Source organism: Variovorax sp. RA8 (genome assembly GCF_901827175.1).
Taxonomy (GTDB): domain Bacteria; phylum Pseudomonadota; class Gammaproteobacteria; order Burkholderiales; family Burkholderiaceae_C; genus Variovorax.
In genome coordinates this window covers 4,994,059-5,012,082 of sequence record NZ_LR594662.1, presented here as the reverse complement: position 1 = coordinate 5,012,082, position 18,024 = coordinate 4,994,059, and the positions used below count along the sequence as shown (strand labels likewise).

At 66.0% G+C, this 18,024-nt stretch carries 18 protein-coding genes; 13 read left to right on the top strand and 5 right to left on the bottom strand.

Going from position 1 to position 18,024, the window contains the following annotated elements:
- Position 1: 1 nt before the first annotated feature.
- Together E5P3_RS23650 and E5P3_RS23645 are read right to left on the bottom strand one after the other, a co-directional pair.
- Entirely contained in the window at positions 2–721 is a 720-nt protein-coding gene (locus tag E5P3_RS23650) for a sugar transferase (RefSeq protein ID WP_162588180.1), read from the bottom strand.
- A gap of 533 nt (positions 722–1,254) precedes the next feature.
- Positions 1,255–4,188: an Rne/Rng family ribonuclease gene (locus E5P3_RS23645; protein ID WP_162588179.1), complete on the bottom strand. Its 2,934-nt coding sequence runs from the start codon at positions 4,186–4,188 to the stop codon at positions 1,255–1,257.
- Positions 4,189–4,728: 540 nt separating this feature from the next.
- Between E5P3_RS23645 and E5P3_RS23640 the strand changes: the two genes are divergently transcribed.
- Genes E5P3_RS23640 through E5P3_RS23625 form a run of 4 tightly spaced genes read left to right on the top strand, consistent with a single transcriptional unit; the run spans position 4,729 to position 7,845 of the window.
- Positions 4,729–5,784, top strand: a complete 1,056-nt coding sequence (locus tag E5P3_RS23640; RefSeq protein WP_332107392.1) for an RluA family pseudouridine synthase — start codon at positions 4,729–4,731, stop codon at positions 5,782–5,784.
- Positions 5,777–6,445, top strand: a complete 669-nt coding sequence (locus E5P3_RS23635) for an HAD-IIIA family hydrolase (RefSeq protein ID WP_162588178.1) — start codon at positions 5,777–5,779, stop codon at positions 6,443–6,445. The genes E5P3_RS23640 and E5P3_RS23635 overlap by 8 nt, the downstream gene beginning before the upstream one ends.
- Positions 6,446–6,455: 10 nt before the next feature.
- Positions 6,456–6,821 (top strand): Rieske (2Fe-2S) protein, encoded by a 366-nt coding sequence (locus E5P3_RS23630; protein WP_162588177.1) that lies wholly within the window; start codon positions 6,456–6,458, stop codon positions 6,819–6,821.
- 1 nt (position 6,822) lies between these two features.
- The gene (locus E5P3_RS23625) at positions 6,823–7,845 is read left to right on the top strand and encodes a S49 family peptidase (RefSeq protein ID WP_162588176.1); all 1,023 of its coding nucleotides are present in this window, start codon (positions 6,823–6,825) and stop codon (positions 7,843–7,845) included.
- Here the strand turns inward: E5P3_RS23625 and E5P3_RS23620 are convergent, their stop codons facing one another.
- From E5P3_RS23620 to E5P3_RS23610, 3 genes are read right to left on the bottom strand one after another with little or no spacing between them, the layout of a single operon-like run.
- On the bottom strand, positions 7,846–8,982 hold the full coding sequence (locus E5P3_RS23620) for an MFS transporter (protein ID WP_162589827.1): 1,137 nt from the start codon (positions 8,980–8,982) through the stop codon (positions 7,846–7,848).
- A 17-nt stretch (positions 8,983–8,999) separates the two neighbouring features.
- Complete coding sequence (locus E5P3_RS23615; RefSeq protein WP_174263093.1) at positions 9,000–9,707, bottom strand: SAM-dependent methyltransferase; 708 nt, start codon at positions 9,705–9,707, stop codon at positions 9,000–9,002.
- 50 nt (positions 9,708–9,757) lie between these two features.
- Positions 9,758–10,339: a Maf family protein gene (locus tag E5P3_RS23610; RefSeq protein WP_162588174.1), complete on the bottom strand. Its 582-nt coding sequence runs from the start codon at positions 10,337–10,339 to the stop codon at positions 9,758–9,760.
- A 38-nt stretch (positions 10,340–10,377) separates the two neighbouring features.
- Between E5P3_RS23610 and E5P3_RS23605 the strand changes: the two genes are divergently transcribed.
- From E5P3_RS23605 to rpoE, 9 genes are all read left to right on the top strand, one after another.
- The gene (locus E5P3_RS23605; RefSeq protein ID WP_162588173.1) at positions 10,378–10,926 is read left to right on the top strand and encodes a YceD family protein; all 549 of its coding nucleotides are present in this window, start codon (positions 10,378–10,380) and stop codon (positions 10,924–10,926) included.
- 160 nt (positions 10,927–11,086) lie between these two features.
- Entirely contained in the window at positions 11,087–11,269 is a 183-nt protein-coding gene (gene rpmF / locus E5P3_RS23600; RefSeq protein ID WP_068678319.1) for a 50S ribosomal protein L32, read from the top strand.
- A gap of 62 nt (positions 11,270–11,331) precedes the next feature.
- Positions 11,332–12,423, top strand: coding sequence for a phosphate acyltransferase PlsX (gene plsX, locus E5P3_RS23595; protein ID WP_162588172.1), 1,092 nt, complete (start codon positions 11,332–11,334; stop codon positions 12,421–12,423).
- Positions 12,423–13,400, top strand: coding sequence for a beta-ketoacyl-ACP synthase III (locus tag E5P3_RS23590; RefSeq protein WP_162588171.1), 978 nt, complete (start codon positions 12,423–12,425; stop codon positions 13,398–13,400). Before plsX ends, E5P3_RS23590 begins: the two co-directional genes overlap by 1 nt.
- A 47-nt stretch (positions 13,401–13,447) precedes the next feature.
- On the top strand, positions 13,448–14,401 hold the full coding sequence (fabD, locus tag E5P3_RS23585) for an ACP S-malonyltransferase (RefSeq protein WP_162588170.1): 954 nt from the start codon (positions 13,448–13,450) through the stop codon (positions 14,399–14,401).
- 26 nt (positions 14,402–14,427) lie between these two features.
- Positions 14,428–15,171: a 3-oxoacyl-ACP reductase FabG gene (fabG, locus tag E5P3_RS23580; RefSeq protein ID WP_162588169.1), complete on the top strand. Its 744-nt coding sequence runs from the start codon at positions 14,428–14,430 to the stop codon at positions 15,169–15,171.
- 98 nt (positions 15,172–15,269) lie between these two features.
- Complete coding sequence (gene acpP, locus E5P3_RS23575; RefSeq protein ID WP_007830471.1) at positions 15,270–15,509, top strand: acyl carrier protein; 240 nt, start codon at positions 15,270–15,272, stop codon at positions 15,507–15,509.
- A gap of 93 nt (positions 15,510–15,602) precedes the next feature.
- Positions 15,603–16,847 (top strand): beta-ketoacyl-ACP synthase II, encoded by a 1,245-nt coding sequence (gene fabF / locus E5P3_RS23570; RefSeq protein ID WP_162588168.1) that lies wholly within the window; start codon positions 15,603–15,605, stop codon positions 16,845–16,847.
- Between the two features lie 495 nt (positions 16,848–17,342).
- Complete coding sequence (gene rpoE, locus E5P3_RS23565) at positions 17,343–18,017, top strand: RNA polymerase sigma factor RpoE (protein ID WP_162588167.1); 675 nt, start codon at positions 17,343–17,345, stop codon at positions 18,015–18,017.
- Positions 18,018–18,024: the final 7 nt, after the last annotated feature.

Here is an 18,024-nt window from a genome sequence, read left to right as displayed (position 1 = left end):
GTTACCTCGACCCGTCGCCGGTGATCACGGTGCGCACCGTCTTCAACAGGATCTTGATATCCAGCCAGAGCGACCAGTTGCTGACGTACTCCACGTCGAGCTCGACGCGTCGGGCATAGGACAGCCGGTTGCGGCCGCTCACCTGCCACAGGCCGGTGATGCCAGGGCGCATCGCGCAGTAGTGCTCCCAGCCCTTGCCGTAGAGGGTGCGTTGCCGCTCCATGCAGGGACGCGGGCCGACCAGGCTCATGTCCCCCTTGAGCACATTCCAGAACTGCGGCAACTCGTCGAGGCTCAACTTGCGGATGAACTGGCCGATCGGCGTAATGCGCGGATCCTTCTCCAGCTTCTGGAAAGTGTCCCATTCGGTGCGCGCCATGTCGTTGCGGCTCAAGAACTCGTCGAGCACGTGTTCGGAATCGCGCACCATTGAGCGGAACTTGTAGAAGCGGAAGCGCTGCCCGTTCTCACCGAGACGGTGCTGCCAGAAGTGCACGGGACGGCCCATGCTGATGCCTACGCAGAGCGCTACCAGCAAATAGAGTGGGCCGAAGAGAATGAAGAAAGTCAGCGCACCCACGATGTCGATGCTGCGCTTCGCAGCGCGCTCCAGCAAGCCGAGCCTGCGCGGTTGCACGTAGATGGGAGACGCCGAAGGCCCGCCCCCGGGGGTATAGCGTCGAACCACGTTGCCGTGTGCGGTTGAGTCGGAACGAAACATTGAATATTCCCCCGGTGACGGGTATGTGCTGCCTCAAGCCAAGAGCGCGGCAGCTGTAACGCTTTACTACTATTCGCAAGAATTTGAACACAAGATGAGCCGTTTGTCTTGTGAACAAAAGACGTACATCGCTTGCCAAACGGCGTAAGCTTCGCCCTCTACCAAGAGCGTCCCCGCAGCCCTGATGCGACGCAGCATCGAGCATAGAGTGTAGTGCTTTTGTATGACAACATGTTAACGAGAGTTGACGTTTGTCTGTTGTTTCCAAACGCCGCTCAGGTTTTTGTGACGTAGTTAACTGGTTTCTTGCCGGGTTTGTGCTGTTGCGCTGCAGCATGCATAGAGTATGCCGCTCTGAACAAGAAGGAATTACACCGGCGGACGTAGGACAACGCCTGCAATGCGTGTCTGCGGCGTGGCGGCAAGCCTGCGCACAAGGCAAAAAGCCGCGCCATTTCTGACGCGGCCTTGAGGCGCCCCTCGGCGGCGCCGAGGGAAAGGAAGCAGGCGATTGGTCCCGCTGCCGCGGCCTTCTACTGGCGTACCCCGGGTTCGCGGAGAGGCTCCTCGAACGGCAGCACCATGCTTCCCAGATCGCGACGCGTTTCAACGAGGATCAGCGGCCCTTCATCGAGCACGGTCGCCGGCGGCCGTTCGCGCGGCACATGGACTGGTCGGGGTTCCGCTGCGATCGCAGCGCGAGCCTGGGCCACGCGCTCGGCGTTCGAATTCACCCACTGCAGGCCGGAGCCCTCCGCTATCTGGGCGAGTTCGTCCGTCGGCAACTCGTAGGGCTGGATCTTCGGCAGCGCGCGCGTGCGCACGGCCGGCGCGTCGACGACGATGGGGGCGAAGGTCGCCGCCGGTCTCTCGGCAGGCGCCTCGGGCAGGCCATCGAGCTCGGCTGCGCCGTTCGCGTCGGCAGCTTCGAGCGGCTGCAGCGCCACACCGGCATCGGCTTCTTCGCGCTGGCCGCGTTCGCGACGATCGCGGCCATAGCGGTCACGCGAGCGGCCGCGGCGTTCGTCACCCTCGCGGCGCGGTGCACCATCCCCGGTCGCCGCATCAGCGGCGCTGTCGGCGGCCAGGGCTTGCGCTGCGGGAGAGGCTTCGGTCGTGCGCGGAGCCCCCTCGCCGCGGCGTTCGCGTCGGCCTTCGCCGCGCTCGCCGCGAGGAGCGCGTTCCTCGCGGCCACTGCGTGCGCCGCGCTCGGCATCCGGCTGGGCGGCATCGCTGCCGGCATCGCGCACGGCATCGGCGCCGCGTTCGCCGCGTTCCCGGCGCTCGCCGCGTCCGCGTGGCGTACGTTCTGCCGGAGGCGCCCCTTCCTCGCCCGCCGGTCCGTTCGGGGCAAGCGCTTGGGTGTCGAGTTGGATCTCGGCGTCGGCCGGCGTCTGGCGGGGCTCGTTCTCGCGCCGCTCGCCACGGCCGCGCCGTTCGCCGTCGCGCGGTGCGCGTGCCTCGCGCGGCTCGCGCGGCTCGCGGGTCTGGGCGTCGTTGCGCGCCTCACCGCGCGCTTCGCGTCCTTCGCGGCGCTCGCCTTCACGGCGCTCGCCGGTGCGCCCGCCGCGGCGTTCACCGCCTCGGCCTTCGCCGCGTCCGGTGCGGCGCTGCTCGCCTTCTCGCGCGGTGCGCGTTTCGCCGTCGCGACCGCCACGGCCTTCACGGCGCGGCTTTGGCGCTTCGACAGGAATGACCGCCGGAGCGGGTGCCGGCGCAGGAGCCGGACCGAACAGTCGCTTGATCCAGCCGAAGAAGCCTGCTTCCGATGGTTCCTGCGCGGCCACGGGTTGCGGCGCCACGGGCGCGGGCGCTGCCGCGGGCGGTTGCACCGCTTCGGGCTTGGGCGCCACCACCGGTGCCGGCGCGTCGGGCAGCACACCCTTGATTACCGGGGTTTGACGGTTGGTGGGCTCCTGCGAGCGCCGCGTGACCGAGGTCGGATCCTCGATCTCGTCGGCCATCTTGTAGCTCGCCTCGATGTGATCGAGACGCGGGTCGTCGTGCTTCAGCCGCTCCAGCTTGTAGTTGGGCGTCTCCAGCGTCTTGTTGGGCACCATCAGCACGGTGACGCGCTGCTTGAGCTCGATCTTGGCGATCTCCGGGCGCTTCTCGTTGAGCAGGAAGGAGGCGACCTCCACCGGTACCTGCACGTGCACGGCGGCGGTGTTGTCCTTCATCGACTCTTCCTGAATGATGCGCAGGATCTGCAGCGCGCTCGATTCGGTGTCGCGGATGTGGCCCGAGCCGCCGCAGCGGGGGCAAGGGATCGAGGAGCCTTCGGAGAGGGCAGGCTTGAGGCGCTGACGGCTCATCTCCATCAGGCCGAATTTGCTGATCGAGCCGAATTGGACGCGCGCGCGGTCCTGGCGCAGCGCGTCGCGCAGGCGGCTTTCGACCTCGCGGCGGTTCTTCGACTCGTCCATGTCGATGAAGTCGATGACGATCAGGCCGCCCAGGTCGCGCAGGCGCATCTGGCGCGCCACTTCGTCGGCGGCTTCGAGGTTGGTGCGCGTGGCGGTCTCCTCGATGTCGCCGCCCTTGATGGCCCGCGCCGAGTTCACGTCCACCGAGACCAGCGCCTCGGTGTGGTCGATCACGATCGCACCGCCGCTGGGCAGTTGCACCGTGCGGGCATAGGCCGACTCGATCTGGTGCTCGATCTGGAAGCGGCTGAACAGGGCGGCGTCGTCGCGATAACGCTTCACGCGCTGCGCATGTTCCGGCATCACGTGCGCCATGAACTGCTGCGCCTGGTCGTAGATGTCGTCGGTGTCGATCAGGATGTCGCCGATGTCGTGGTTGAAGTAGTCGCGAATCGCCCGGATCACCAGCGACGACTCCTGGTAGATCAGGAAGGCACCCTTGCCGCCCTTGGCGGCGCCGTCGATCGCGGCCCACAGCTTCAGCAGGTAGTTCAGGTCCCACTGCAGCTCGGGCGCGGCGCGGCCGATGCCAGCGGTGCGCGCGATGATGCTCATGCCCTTGGGGTACTCGAGCTGGTCCATCGCCTCCTTGAGTTCGGCGCGGTCGTCACCCTCGATGCGCCGGCTGACGCCGCCGCCGCGCGGGTTGTTGGGCATCAGCACCACGTAGCGGCCAGCCAGCGAGATGAAGGTGGTCAGGGCCGCACCCTTGTTGCCCCGCTCTTCCTTCTCGACCTGGACCACCAGTTCCTGGCCTTCCCTGATGGCGTCCTGGATGCGCGCCTGGCTGGCAGACACGCCTTCGGCGAAATATTGCTTGGAGATTTCCTTGAACGGAAGGAAGCCATGCCGATCCTCGCCGTAGTCCACGAAGCAGGCCTCCAGCGACGGCTCGACGCGCGTCACGACCGCCTTGTAGATGTTGCCCTTGCGCTGTTCGCGTCCTTCGATCTCGATTTCGTAGTCGAGGAGCTTCTGCCCGTCGACGATGGCCAGGCGGCGTTCTTCTGCCTGCGTGGCGTTGATCAGCATCCGCTTCATGATGCGTTTCCTTTTGTCGTATCTGTCGTTCTCACCGGTCCATGACGGACCCACGATGCACGGACGACGCTTCGCGAAACGAAGGAGGAATTGCCGCTTGACCCCGGATGCCGGCGGTGTGCGAGCGCACGCCACCTGAATTGAGCGTCAGCTCAATCGCAGCAAGGGTGGGGGCGCGTGGATGGGCGCGAGCCCGATGTGATGTTGACTTGCCATGTTTTCGATGGCAACTGGCGCGGTGGAAACAGGCGCAACCGATGACTCAATGCCCGAAGGCGCCGGCATCAGCCAGCGTAGGCACAGTTGAATCAACAGCATCAACACAAAGGGACTCGCTTCGATCCGCCGGCAGCCTGTTGCCTGCCGGCTGGTATTCCGTATCGGTGTTTCGTGGGCGTCGGCTTGGCTTGGATGGAGCGGCTGCCGCCTTGCACGTTTGCGCGTGGCCTGCAGATTCAACGCCCAAGCGGCATCGACCTCGCAACGCTGCCGGTCGTGCTCTAAACTTCTGTTCAATCAAGCACTTACAAGACCGCGCTGGTGAAAAACATTATAGGTGCGACGGCAAGCCCCGCGGCAGCAGAAGTTCGCTTTCTGACAGTCGATGCTGAATTTGCGGGTCAGAGACTCGACAACTTCCTGTTCAGGGAGCTCAAAGGCGTCCCCAAGACGCATGTGTACCGGATCATCCGGTCCGGCGAGGTGCGCATCAACAAGGGCCGGGCGCAGGCCGAGACGCGGCTGGAAGCGGGCGACGTGCTGAGACTGCCGCCGTTGCGGATGGCCGCACGGGCGGTGGAGGAGGGCGGATCGCAGCCTCCGCCCGCGCGCGAATTCCCCTTGCTGTACGAGGACGATGCCATGCTTGCGATCGACAAGCCGGCTGGCGTGGCGGTCCACGGCGGCAGCGGGGTGAGCTCCGGCGTGATCGAGCAGCTTCGCATGGCGCGGCCCGCGGCTCGTTTCCTGGAGCTCGTGCACCGGCTGGACCGCGAGACCTCAGGCATCCTGCTGGTGGCCAAGAAGCGCAGCGCCTTGACGGGCTTGCAGGACCAGTTTCGCGAGCGGGAGACCGGCAAGACCTACCTGGCGCTGGTCGAGGGCCACTGGCCGGCGAACAAGAAGGTGCTCGACGCACCACTTGCACGCTATCTGCTGCCGAGCCGACCGGGATCCTCCGAGCCCGGCGAGCGGCGTGTGCGCGTTGTCGCCAAGGACCATCCCGACGCCATGCGGGCCGTGACACTGGTCAAGGTGCTGGCGCGGGTTTCGCTGCCGATCGAGCCGGCGGCCTTTTCCCTGCTCGCCGTCACCATCAAGACAGGCCGCACGCACCAGATTCGCGTCCACCTCGCCTCCGGCGGCCATGCGATCGCCGGCGACGACAAGTACGGCGTCTTCGAGCGTAACCGCGCGCTGCAGAAGCTCGGCCTCAAGCGCATGTTCCTGCACGCCTGGCGCCTCGAGTTCACCCATCCCGCGAGCGGCGAGCGCATGGCGTTGCAGGCGGAGCTGCCGCCCGAGCTGCGCGCGCTGATGCCCCAGGTCGCGCTCGATGCGCTCGCCGTTTCCGCTACGCCCGTGACCCATGACTGACAGCCGCCCACGCCGCTTCGACCTGATCGCCTTCGATTGGGACGGCACCCTCTACGATTCCACCCGTCTCATCGTGCGCTGCATCCAGGCCGCAGTGGTCGACGTCGGTGGCGCCAGGCCGAGCGAAAACGACGCCGCCTGGGTGATCGGCCTGGGCCTGGCCGAGGCGCTGGCTCGCGCAGCGCCCGATGTGCCCCGCGAGAAATACGCTGAACTTGGGGTTCGCTACCGGTACCACTATCTCAAGCATCAGGACGACCTCGTGCTCTTCGACGGCGTTCTGCCGTTGCTCGATGCGCTCCAAAACCGTGGACACAAGCTGGCGGTGGCCACCGGCAAGTCGCGGCGCGGACTGAACGAAGCCCTGGCCACCGTCGCGCTGCGCGAGCGCTTCGACGCCTCGCGCACGGCCGACGAGACCTTCGGCAAGCCGCATCCGCGCATGTTGCTCGAGCTGATGGAGGAACTGGAGGTGCCGCCAGAGCGCACCCTCATGATCGGCGACACCACCCATGATCTGCAGCTCGCGATCAACGCCGGCTGTGCGAGCGTGGGCGTGAGCTACGGCGCGCACGAGCCTGACACTTTCGACGCGCTGCAGCCTCTGTACGTGGCGCACTCGGTGTCCGGCCTGATGCAATGGCTGCTCGACAACGCGTGAAAATCGGGAAATGAGCGAAAGCATTCCCCTGTGCAATGCGGCCGATCTGGTCGAGGGTGGTCGTGCCGTGCCCTTCGACGTGGTTCACGGCGGCCAGACCTGCCGGGCCTTCGCGGTCCGCTACGAAGGGCAGGTGCATGCCTACCTGAATCGCTGCAGCCACGTGGCGATGGAGCTGGACTTCCAGCCCGACCGATTCTTCGACGACAGCGGCCAATGGTTGCTGTGCGCGACCCACGGCGCCGTCTACAGGCCGGACACCGGCGAATGCGCCGGCGGCCCCTGCCGCGGCGGCCTGGTGAAGATCGCGCTGAGCGAACGGGACGGCGTGGTGCACTGGCATACTGCCTGGAACCTCCAACCCCTGGCTTTCTGACATGACCGACCCCCACCGCACGGAACCCGAGGGTTTCGAGCCTTTCGAGCGCGCCAGGCCGGCGCACAGCAGCTCCAGGAATGATCCGACGCAGCAGCCCGGCTGGGAGCGTGCGACGCTCGAGAAGCTCGCCTTCGCCAGCCTGCGCGAGCAGCAGGCCGCACGACGCTGGAAGACTTTCGTCCGGCTGAGCTGGCTGGCCTTCTTCATCTTCCTGGTCTGGCTGGTCGTCTCGCGCGGCACGCCAACCACCGCCAAAACCACCGCGCACACGGCGGTCGTCGAGATCAAGGGCGAGATCGCCAACGGCGCCGATGCAAGCGCAGAGTTCGTGGTGGCGGCGATGAAGACCGCCTTCGAGGACGAGGGCGCCAAGGGCGTCGTGCTGCTGATCAATTCGCCCGGCGGAAGCCCGGTGCAGGCCGGCATCATTAACGACGAGATCCGCCGCCTACGGGCCAAGCACAACAAGCCGGTGTACGCGGTAGTCGAGGAGACCTGCGCCTCGGCGGCCTACTACATCGCTGCGGCGACCGACAAGGTCTTCGTCGACAAGGCCAGCATTGTCGGAAGCATCGGCGTGCTGATGGACGGCTTCGGCTTCACGGGGCTGATGGAAAAGGTCGGTGTCGAGCGCAGGCTGCTGACGGCCGGCGAGAACAAGGGCTTCCTCGATCCCTTCAGCCCGATGAGCGATGCCCAGCGTGCGCATGCGCAGCAGATGCTCGAGCAGATCCACGCCCAGTTCATCGACGTGGTCAAGAAAGGCCGGGGCGATCGGCTGAAGACCGGGACGCCGGGCTTGTTCAGCGGCCTGTTCTGGAGCGGACAGCAGGCGGTGGATCTCGGGCTCGCCGATCAGCTCGGCAATGTCGACTTCGTCGCACGTGAGGTCGTCAAGGCAGAGGAAGTCATTGACTACACCCGCCGCGACAACGTGGCCGAGAAGCTGGCCAAGAAATTCGGCGCGGCGCTCGGCGATGCTTCGGTGCGTGCGATGCGCAGCGCGCCCGCGCTGCGCTGATCAGGCCGGGTCGGCCCAGCGCGCCGACGCCGCGAGACCCACGGCGAAGGCCACCACGACATAGAGCGCTGCGGTCAGCGAACTGACCTCGGCCAGGAAGCCGATCACAGGCGGCCCCGCCATGAAGCCCAGATAGGCCGCCGCCGAAACCGCAGCGATGCCGCGCGCCGGCTCGACGCCCGGCACGCGCGCCGAAGCCGCGAACAGGATCGGCACCACGTTCGCGAATCCGGCCCCCACCCCCGCGAAGCCGACCAGCGCCAGCCATGGGGCATCGGTCAGCAGGACCAGTGTCATGGAGGCAGCGGCCAGCAGGGCGCTACCGCGCAGCAGCACGGCCGGCGCGAAGCGCGCTCGCATCGCGTCGCCGCAGAAGCGCGTCGCGGCCATGGCAGCGGAGAAGCTGGCGTAGGCGAGGGCGGCCTGCTGTTGTGGACTGCCCAGCTCCTGCTTGAGATAGAGCACGCTCCAGTCGTAGATCGCGCCTTCAGCGATCAGCCCCAGCGCGGCCAGCACGCCGAGGATCACGAGGGCGCCGCGGGGCAGGCGGAAGCCTTCGTTGTTGGCGGCGAAAGCGGTGGCCTCGCGGGGCAGCATCCACTGGGCGGCAAATGCGACCATCACTGCCACTGCGCTCGCCACGAGCGTCAGATGCGCCTGCGGTGCCATGCCCGCGGCCAGCGCCGCGCTCCCGGTCACCGCGCCGGCCATGCCGCCCAGGCTGAACATGCCGTGCATCCCGCTCATGAGCGGGTGCCCGTTGCGCAGCTCGAGCTCTGCGGCTTCGGTGTTGATCGCCACGTCGAACACGCTGGTGACGATACCGAAAGCCGCCAACAGGCCCAGCAATGCGGCATAGCCCGGCATGACCAGCAGGCCGGCGAGCAGCAGGGCGTAGATGGCCCCGCAGGGGCCGGCCGTGGTACGTGCGCCGTAGCGGCCGATCCACCGGCTCGCCTGCGTGAGGCCGAGCAGGGCGCCGATGCCGGCTGCGAGCAGGGCCAGACCGAGTTCAGCCTCCGTGACGCCGTATTGGGCTTTTACTGTCGGGATATGCACGCCCCAGGTGGCGAAGATGAAGCCCGAGGCAAAGAACTGCACGCGCGATGCCCAACGCGTACGCGCGGACGGCTGCATGACGGTCGCAGACACGCCTAGCGTCCGATCGCAAATACGGCGGGCATGCGGTCGTCGGTGCCGGTAGGCTTGGCGCGCCAGGCTTTCACCGGCTCGCTACGGATGTCGGCGCTCGCAAGCGTCAAGCCACGGGCCACCGCGAGTCGCGTGTTGTGCTGGAGTGTTTGCATCAAGGCTTGCAGCAGGGCTGCATTGCGGTAGGGCGTTTCGATGAAGAGTTGGGTCTGGCCGGTGCGCAGCGCGAGCGATTCGAGCTCGCGGATGCGCTGCACCCGGGCCTCGGCTTCCTGCGGCAGATAGCCGACGAAGGCGAAATTCTGGCCGTTGAGTCCGCTGGCCGCGAGCGCGAGCAGCAGCGACACTGGCCCGGTGAGAGGCACCACCGCGATGCCCAGTTCGTGGGCTGCGCGCACAACGGACGAGCCCGGATCGGCAACAGCCGGCATGCCGGCCTCGCTCAGCAGCCCGATATCGGCGCCGGCCAGCGCCGCGGTGAGCAGCGGGCGCGCATCGAACTGGCCCGCCTGGTGGTCGCCCTTCTTGTGGACTTCGCGCGGCAACTCCTGGATCTGCTGCATCTGCAGTGGCGCAGCGAGCGGCACGACGCCATCGATGCGCTTGAGATAGGCGCGTGCCGATTTTGCGTTTTCGCAGATCCAATGGGTGATGCTGGCGGCGGCCTGCAGCGTGCCGAGCGGCACCACCTCCTGCAGTGCGGCCTGCATGTCGCATCCGAAATCCAGCGGTGCCGGAACCAGATAGAGCTTGCCTCGGCTCACAGCAGATCGATCCCTGCGGCGCGCAGCATGTTGGCGGTGCGGATCAAGGGCAGGCCCACCAGCGCCGTCGGATCGTCGCTGTCGATGGCGTCCAGCAGCGCGATGCCGAGGCCTTCGCTTTTGGCGCTGCCTGCGCAGTCGTACGGCTGCTCTGCCAGCAAATAGCGCTCGATCGCCGCGTCGCTGAAATTACGGAAGACGACCCGTACGGGAGCGAGCTCGCGCTGGCTGAACCCGGTGGCTTGGCAGACCACGGCGACGGCGGTCTGGAACACCAGGGTTTGGCCGCGCATGCGCCGTAGCTGGGCTGTCGCGCGGGCGTGGTCTCCGGGCTTGCCCAGCGGCTCGCCGGCCAGGTCGGCCACCTGGTCGGAGCCGATCACCACCGCCTCCGGAAAGCGGCGCGCCACCGCCACGGCCTTTTCGAGGGCGAGTCGCTCGGCCAGGGCGCTTGGCGACTCCTTGGGCAGTGGTTTTTCGTCGACACCGGGGGGATGGACGTCGAAGGGCAGAAGCAGGCGGGCGAACAACTCGCGGCGATATCGCGAGGTCGAGGCAAGAATCACGGGGCGTTGCATGGCCCATGATTGTGCGTGAGCGGTTTAGACTGGCGACGATGAGCAGAGAATTCACCCCCGGCAGGCTCGACGTGAACCGCTTCGCCGAGGCAGCCGCGACGCTTTCGGGCGAGGAGCCCGTCCAGGCCTATACGCGCTTGAGCGCGGAACTCGCCAGCCCCGCAGCCGATTCGCGCGTGCGCTGGGAGGCCGTCGGCACTGAGCGCAACGGGCATGCGGAAGCCCCGGTGCCCTGGCTGCATCTGAGCGCATCGAGCACGGTGCCGCTGGTTTGCCAGCGGTGCCTGACGCCTGTGGATGTCGAGTTGAAAGTTGACCGCTGGTTTCGATTCGTCGCGGACGAAGGCACGGCGGCTGTCGAAGACGAGGAATCCGAGGAGGATGTGCTCGTTTCCAGCCGAGATTTCGATCTGCATGCCTTGATCGAGGATGAATTGCTGATGGAGATCCCTGTTACACCGCGCCACGAACATTGCCCGGAGCCGGTGAAGCTGTCCGCAGTGGACCCCGAGTTCGACACCGCCGAGGCCGCTCGCCCCAACCCCTTCGCCGTGCTTGGCAGCTTGCGGTCGGACAAGCGGAAGTAGGCGTGAAGTCGAGGGACTGGCATCTGGTGCTTCGATGGAGCTATAATCACGGGCTTCGCGCGCGCCGCCCTTTGCATGTGGTCGAGGGACGGCAAGGGCCGCCAGAGCCCACGGTCGAGCGCGTGCCCACCCACTCACCCGAACATTTTCAGGAGCCAGCATGGCTGTCCAGCAAAACAAGAAGTCGCCGTCCAAGCGCGGCATGCATCGTTCCCACAACGCACTGGGCGTTCCGGGCTTGGCTGTCGAGCCGACCACCGGCGAGACGCACCTGCGCCACCATATCAGCCCCAACGGCTTCTATCGCGGCCGCAAGGTGCTCAAGACCAAGTCAGAAGCCTGATCTGCTGTTTCAAGGCTGAAGGCCCGAAGCTACTTTTGGCGTAGCGTCGGGCCTTTGTTTTGATGGTTGCGTTTTCCGACTCCGTAACGTCCGCACCCCGCGCGATCACGCTGGCCGTCGATTGCATGGGCGGGGATCATGGGCCGCGCGTCACGCTCCCGGCCTGTCGGGCTTTTCTCGAGCGCCACGCCGAGGCGTCGCTGCTTCTGGTTGGCGCGCCCGCCGCGCTCGCCGATTTTTCGCACCCGCGCGCCCGGATCATAGGTGCCAGCGAAGTTGTTGGCATGGACGACCCCGTCGAGGTCGCGCTGCGGAAGAAAAAAGACTCGTCGATGCGCGTCGCGATCCAGCAGGTGAAGGATGGCGCTGCCGAGGCCGCGGTTTCGGCGGGCAATACTGGCGCGTTGATGGCCATTGCACGCTACCTGCTCAAGACGCTCGAGGGAATTGACCGGCCGGCCATCGCGCCCCAACTGCCCAACAGCAAGGGCGGGGCAACCACGGTACTTGATCTCGGCGCGAACGTGGATTGCGACGCAGAAGACCTTCTGCAATTCGCCGTCCTTGGCTCTGCGCTTGTCTCAGCGCTGACGGGCAATGAGTCGCCCTCGGTCGGGCTGCTCAATGTGGGCGAGGAAGCAATAAAAGGTAGCGAAACTATCAAAAAAGCCAGCCAACTGTTGAGAAAGGCCGCAAGCTCCGACGACCTGAACTTCTACGGCAACGTCGAGGGCAATGACATCTTCAAGGGGACGACCGATATCGTCGTCTGTGACGGGTTTGTTGGCAACGTCACATTGAAGGCCACGGAAGGCGTGGCGGCGATGATCGTCGACTTCCTTCGAGTCGAGTATTCGAGCAGTATTTTCAGCAAATTCGCCGCGATTGTGTCCTATCCGGTTCTAAAAGCCCTCAAGCGTCGCCTGGATCATCGCCGGTACAACGGCGCTGCCCTGCTCGGGCTGCGTGGGCTGGTATTCAAGAGCCATGGCTCTGCGGATGAAGTGGCTTTCGGTCATGCGCTCGATCGCGCTTATGATGCCGCTCGCAACAACCTGCTCGATCGCGTGCGGGCCCGCATCGCCCACGCCGCGCCACTGCTCGCGCGGCAAGAGCCGGCGACGCCGGTCGACACGGCGGCGCTCCACGTTTGATGACTCTTTTTTCACGCATCACCGGCACCGGCAGCTACCTGCCGCCGCGTCGAGTGACCAACGACGACCTCGCCCGCGAACTCGCGGTGCGTGGCATCGAAACCTCTGATCAGTGGATCGTCGAGCGAACGGGCATCCGTGCCCGCCACTTCGCTGCACCCGAGGTGACCAGCAGCGATCTGGGCGTTCACGCCGCCAAGCAGGCGCTCGAGGCTGCTGGCCGCAGCGCTGCCGAAGTCGACCTGATCATCGTTGCGACCTCGACGCCTGACATGGTGTTTCCTTCGTCGGCAGCCATCCTTCAGAACAAGCTGGGCATTGCCGGCTGCCCTGTCTTCGACGTGCAGGCCGTGTGCAGCGGCTTTGTCTATGCATTGACGGTGGCGGACGCGATGATCCGCACGGGCAGCGCCAAGTGCGCGCTGGTCATCGGTGCGGAAGTGTTCTCGCGCATCCTCGATTTCAACGACCGCACTACCTGCGTGCTGTTCGGCGATGGCGCCGGCGCGGTGGTGCTCGAGGCCAGCACCGAGCCCGGTATCCTCGCCAGCGATCTGCATGCCGACGGGAGGCACGTTGGCATTCTTTGCGTGCCCGGTCATGTCTCGGGTGGCAATGTGCTCGGCACGCCGCTGCTCCATATGGACGGGCAGGCCGTGTTCAAGCTGGCTGTCCGCGTACTGGAGGAGGCGGCGCGCGCCTGCCTGCAGAAGGCCGGCAAGGCCAACACGGAGATCGACTGGCTGATCCCCCATCAGGCCAACATCCGCATCATGGAAGGCACCGCGCGAAAGCTCAAGCTCCCGCTCGAGAAGCTGGTCGTGACCGTCAACGAGCACGGCAACACCTCCGCCGCCTCCATTCCGCTGGCGTTGGACGAGGCAGTCCGTGCGGGCAAGGTGAAGAAGGGTGACACAGTCATGCTCGAAGGCGTTGGCGGTGGCTTCACCTGGGGCGCGGTGTTGTTGACTATGTAGTGCGACGCGCCGCCCCCCGCGGCGAGGCGCGCAACGGAGACGCAATAATGAAATCCTTCGCTTTCGTATTCCCGGGCCAGGGCTCGCAGGCGGTCGGCATGCTTGATGCCTGGGGTGATCACCCGGCCGTGATCGAGACGCTGCGCGAAGCCTCCGATGCGCTGGACGAGGATGTCGCGCGCCTGATCCGCGAGGGCCCCAAGGAAGCGCTGGGCCTCACTACGAACACGCAGCCCGTAATGCTGGTGGCTGGCGTCGCCGCCTGGAGGGCCTGGCTGGCTGAGGGTGGTGCCGAGCCGGCGCTGGTCGCCGGCCATTCACTGGGCGAGTACTCCGCGCTCGTCGCTTCGGGCGTGCTCACCCTGGCGCAGGCGGCGCCGCTGGTGCGCTTTCGCGCCCAGGCGATGCAGCAGGCCGTGCCGGTCGGCGCGGGTGCGATGGCGGCGGTCCTCGGCATGGACGCGGAAAAGGTGAAGGCAGGTTGCGCAGAGGTGACCGCCGGCTACGGGCCCGGCAGTGCGGAGATCGTCGAGGCCGTGAACTTCAACGACCCGATGCAGACGGTGATCGCCGGCAGCAAGGCCGCGGTCGACAAGGCCTGTGAAGTGCTCAAGGCCCAAGGTGCCAAGCGGGCGCTCCCCTTGCCGGTATCGGCCCCCTTCCACTCCAGCCTGATGCGGCCCGCGGCCGAAGCCCTGCGCCAGCGGCTGGCATCGGTGAGCCTGGCGGCGCCGCAGATCCCGATCCTCAACAATATCGACGTGGCGGTGGAAACCGACGCCGACCGGATCCGCGATGCCCTGGTGCGCCAGGCCGCGGGCCCCGTGCGCTGGGTCGAAAGCGTGCTGGCGCTGAAGGCGCGCGGCGTGGAGGTCATCGTCGAATGCGGGCCCGGCAAGGTGCTCGCCGGAATGGCGAAGCGCATTTCGCCCGAGCTCGTCGCGGCCTCTGTCTACGACCCGGCGACCCGGGCGGAAACCCAGCAACTGCTCGGCACCTGAGCAGCTTGCCTCAACATTCATCTCCCATGAGTATTCCCAAATTCGAGGGCCAGGTGGCTCTGGTCACCGGTGCCTCGCGCGGCATCGGGGCGGCGATCGCGCTCGAACTGGCGCATCGTGGCCTGCAGGTCATCGGCACCGGCACCACCGAGGAGAGCGCCAACAAGATTACCTCCGCACTCGGCGCTCATGGCGGACGCGGCTTGGCGCTCGACGTGAACGACGGCCCGGCGGTCGAGGCGTTGATCGATCAGATCGTCAGGGCCTATGGTGCGATCCATGTGCTGGTCAACAACGCCGGTATCACGCGCGACATGCTGGCCATGCGACTGAAGGACGAGGATTGGGATGCAGTGCTCGACACCAATCTCAAGGCCGTCTTCCGCCTCTCGCGCGCGGCGATCCGTCCCATGATGAAGCAGCGCTACGGCCGCATCATCAGCATCACCAGCGTGGTCGGCGCGGCGGGCAATGCCGGCCAGGCCAACTATGCCGCCGCCAAGGCCGGTGTCGCGGGCATGACCCGTGCGCTGGCACGCGAGCTTGGCAGTCGCAACATCACGGTCAACTGTGTCGCGCCCGGCTTCATCGAGACCGACATGACCGCCAACCTGCCCCAAGCCCAGCAGCAGGCGCTGCTGGCGCAGATCCCACTCGGCCACCTCGGCAAGCCGGCGGATATCGCCCATGCCGTCGCCTACCTGGCCTCGCCTCAGGCCGCCTATGTGACAGGGCAGGAGTTGCATGTCAATGGCGGCATGCATATGTGAACGCGAGAAGCAATTCCTTTGCCGGCTGGGCCAAGGCCAAACGCCATGATCCGGCCGGCTAAAATCATCGATTACCTACAACCCTTAGAGGGAACCAAATGAGCGATATCGAAGCACGTGTCAAGAAGATCATTGCCGAGCAACTCGGCGTTGAAGAGTCCCAGGTCACCAACGAGAAGGCTTTTGTCGCGGACCTCGGTGCAGACTCGCTCGACACGGTCGAACTGGTGATGGCACTCGAAGACGAATTCGGCATCGAGATCCCCGACGAAGACGCCGAGAAGATCACGACCGTCCAGAACGCCGTCGACTACGCCACCAAGAATCAAAAGGCCTGATATCGGCCACACTGGGTTCCCGCATCGGTTCGCGGCCGCCATGATCGTGCAGGCCGTCCGATGGTCTCAGTGCCTCCAGAAAGGTTTGCCGGCATGACCAAACGCCGCGTCGTTGTGACCGGACTCGGTTGCATTGCCCCTGTCGGAAATACCGTCGCCGAGTGCTGGGCCAATCTGCTCGCTGGAAAATCGGGCATCGACACCATTGCCAGCTTCGATGCGAGCGCTTTCGCATGCAAGTTCGCGGGCGAGGTGAAGGGCTTCGACATCACCCGGTACATCGCCGAGAAGGAAGCGCGCCACATGGATCGCTTCATCCATCTCGGCTTGGCCGCTGCGATGCAAGCGGTGCAGGACAGCGGTCTGCCGACCGGCGATGCGCTGTCCCACGAAGACGCCGTTCGCATCGGCTGCAACATCGGTTCGGGCATCGGGGGGCTTCCCATGATCGAGGCGACGCATGCCGAGCTGACCAACCGCGGTCCGCGCCGCGTCTCCCCGTTTTTCGTGCCCGCGTCGATCATTAACATGATATCCGGCCATGTGTCGATCCACTACGGCTTCAAGGGGCCTAACATCGCGATCGTGACGGCCTGTACCACCGGTTTGCATGCGATCGGCACGTCTGCTCGCATGATCGAGTATGGCGACGCCGATGTGATGATCGCCGGCGGTGCCGAGTCCACGGTTTCGCCGCTCGGCATCGGCGGCTTCGCCGCGGCTCGCGCGCTGTCCACACGCAACGACGACCCGGCCACCGCCTCGCGCCCGTGGGATCGCGACCGTGACGGCTTCGTGCTCGGCGAGGGCGCGGGGGTGGTGGTGCTTGAAGAATACGAGCGAGCCAAGGCACGCGGCGCCAAGATCTACGCGGAAGTCGCCGGCTTCGGCATGAGCGCCGATGCCTTCCACATGACCGCTCCGGACGTCGATGGGCCGCGTCGCTCGATGGTGGCGGCGCTGAACAACGCCAGCGTCAACCCCGACCAGGTCCAGTATCTCAACGCGCACGGTACCTCGACGCCGCTCGGCGACCTCAACGAGACCAACGCGATCAAGAAGGCCTTCGGCGAGCAAGCCGGGAAGCTGGTGGTGAATTCGACCAAGTCCATGACCGGCCACCTGCTCGGAGGTGCCGGGGGCATCGAGTCGGTGTTCACCGTGCTGGCGATCCACCATCAGAAGAGCCCGCCGACGATCAACATCTTCAATCAGGATCCGGAGTGCGATCTCGACTACTGCGCCAATGAGGCGCGCGATCTCAACATCGACGTCGCGGTGAAGAACAACTTCGGGTTCGGCGGCACCAACGGCACGCTGGTGTTCAAGCGCGCTTGAATTCCCAGGACCCATGCACGGCGCCCCGTCGGTGAGCTACCCGGTGGGGCGTTCGCGTATTGCGGACTGGCTCTTGCTCCTCCTTTGGATCAGCGGCGCGTGCTGCGCGGTTGCGGCATGCGCTCGGTTGGGCCAGGTAGACTGGCGCGCCGGGCTGCTGGTGCTCTGCTTGATCGGAACGGGCGTGGCTGCATGGAGAGGCTCGCCCCGTCGTGCTTCGTCCGATGTGCTGGATTTCGACGGCTCGCGCTGGTCGATCCGGGGCGCGACGGGCTTGCAGGCGGCTCGAGCGCGGGTGGCCCTCGATGGCCAGTCCTGGCTTCTCGTGCGGATTACCCACAGCGGGGGCGCTAGCGGGTGGGTCTGGCTCGAGCGGCGCACCATGCCCGAGCGCTGGCTGAACTTGCGCCGTGCGGTATATTCGCGCCCCATTCGGGCCAGCCAGGCCCTGACTGACGCCCGGTCCGCGCCCATGGGCGCGCAACATCCTCTTTCATGACCGCAGCTCCGCCGCCCGTGCCGCCCGACGCCGGTCTGACCAATGCGCCGACTGTCGCGCCCGGAGCCGGGGAGGTCGACTTCCAACTGGTCCAGCGCACGGTCGCGGGCGATCAGAAGGCGTTCGAATTGCTGGTCCTCAAATACCAGCGCCGGATCGAGCGGCTCATCGGCCGCATGGTGCGGGACGTGAACCTGGTCGAGGACATCGCGCAGGAGACCTTTATCCGCGCCTATCGCGCCCTGCACCAGTTCAGGGGCGAAGCGCAGTTCTACACGTGGCTGTACCGCATCGCTGTCAATACGGCCAAGAAGGCCCTGGTGGACATGAAGCGCGATCCGACCGTAACCGAAAGCACGCTGCGTTCGTCTTCCGACGAGGATGATGAAACTTACCGGCCAGGAAACGAACCAACCACCGACGAGACGCCCGAATCCGTGCTGGCCGCCAATGAAATCGCGGCCGCCGTCGAAGCAGCGATGGAGGCCCTGCCCGCAGAGCTGAGGCAGGCGGTCACGTTGCGCGAGATCGAAGGCATGAGCTACGAAGAGATCGCCGAGGTCATGAATTGTCCTATCGGGACGGTGCGCTCGCGGATTTTCAGGGCGCGCGAAGCCATTTCGGCCCGAGTCAAACCGTTGCTGGACAACCAGTCCGGCAAACGTTGGTAGCAGGTGA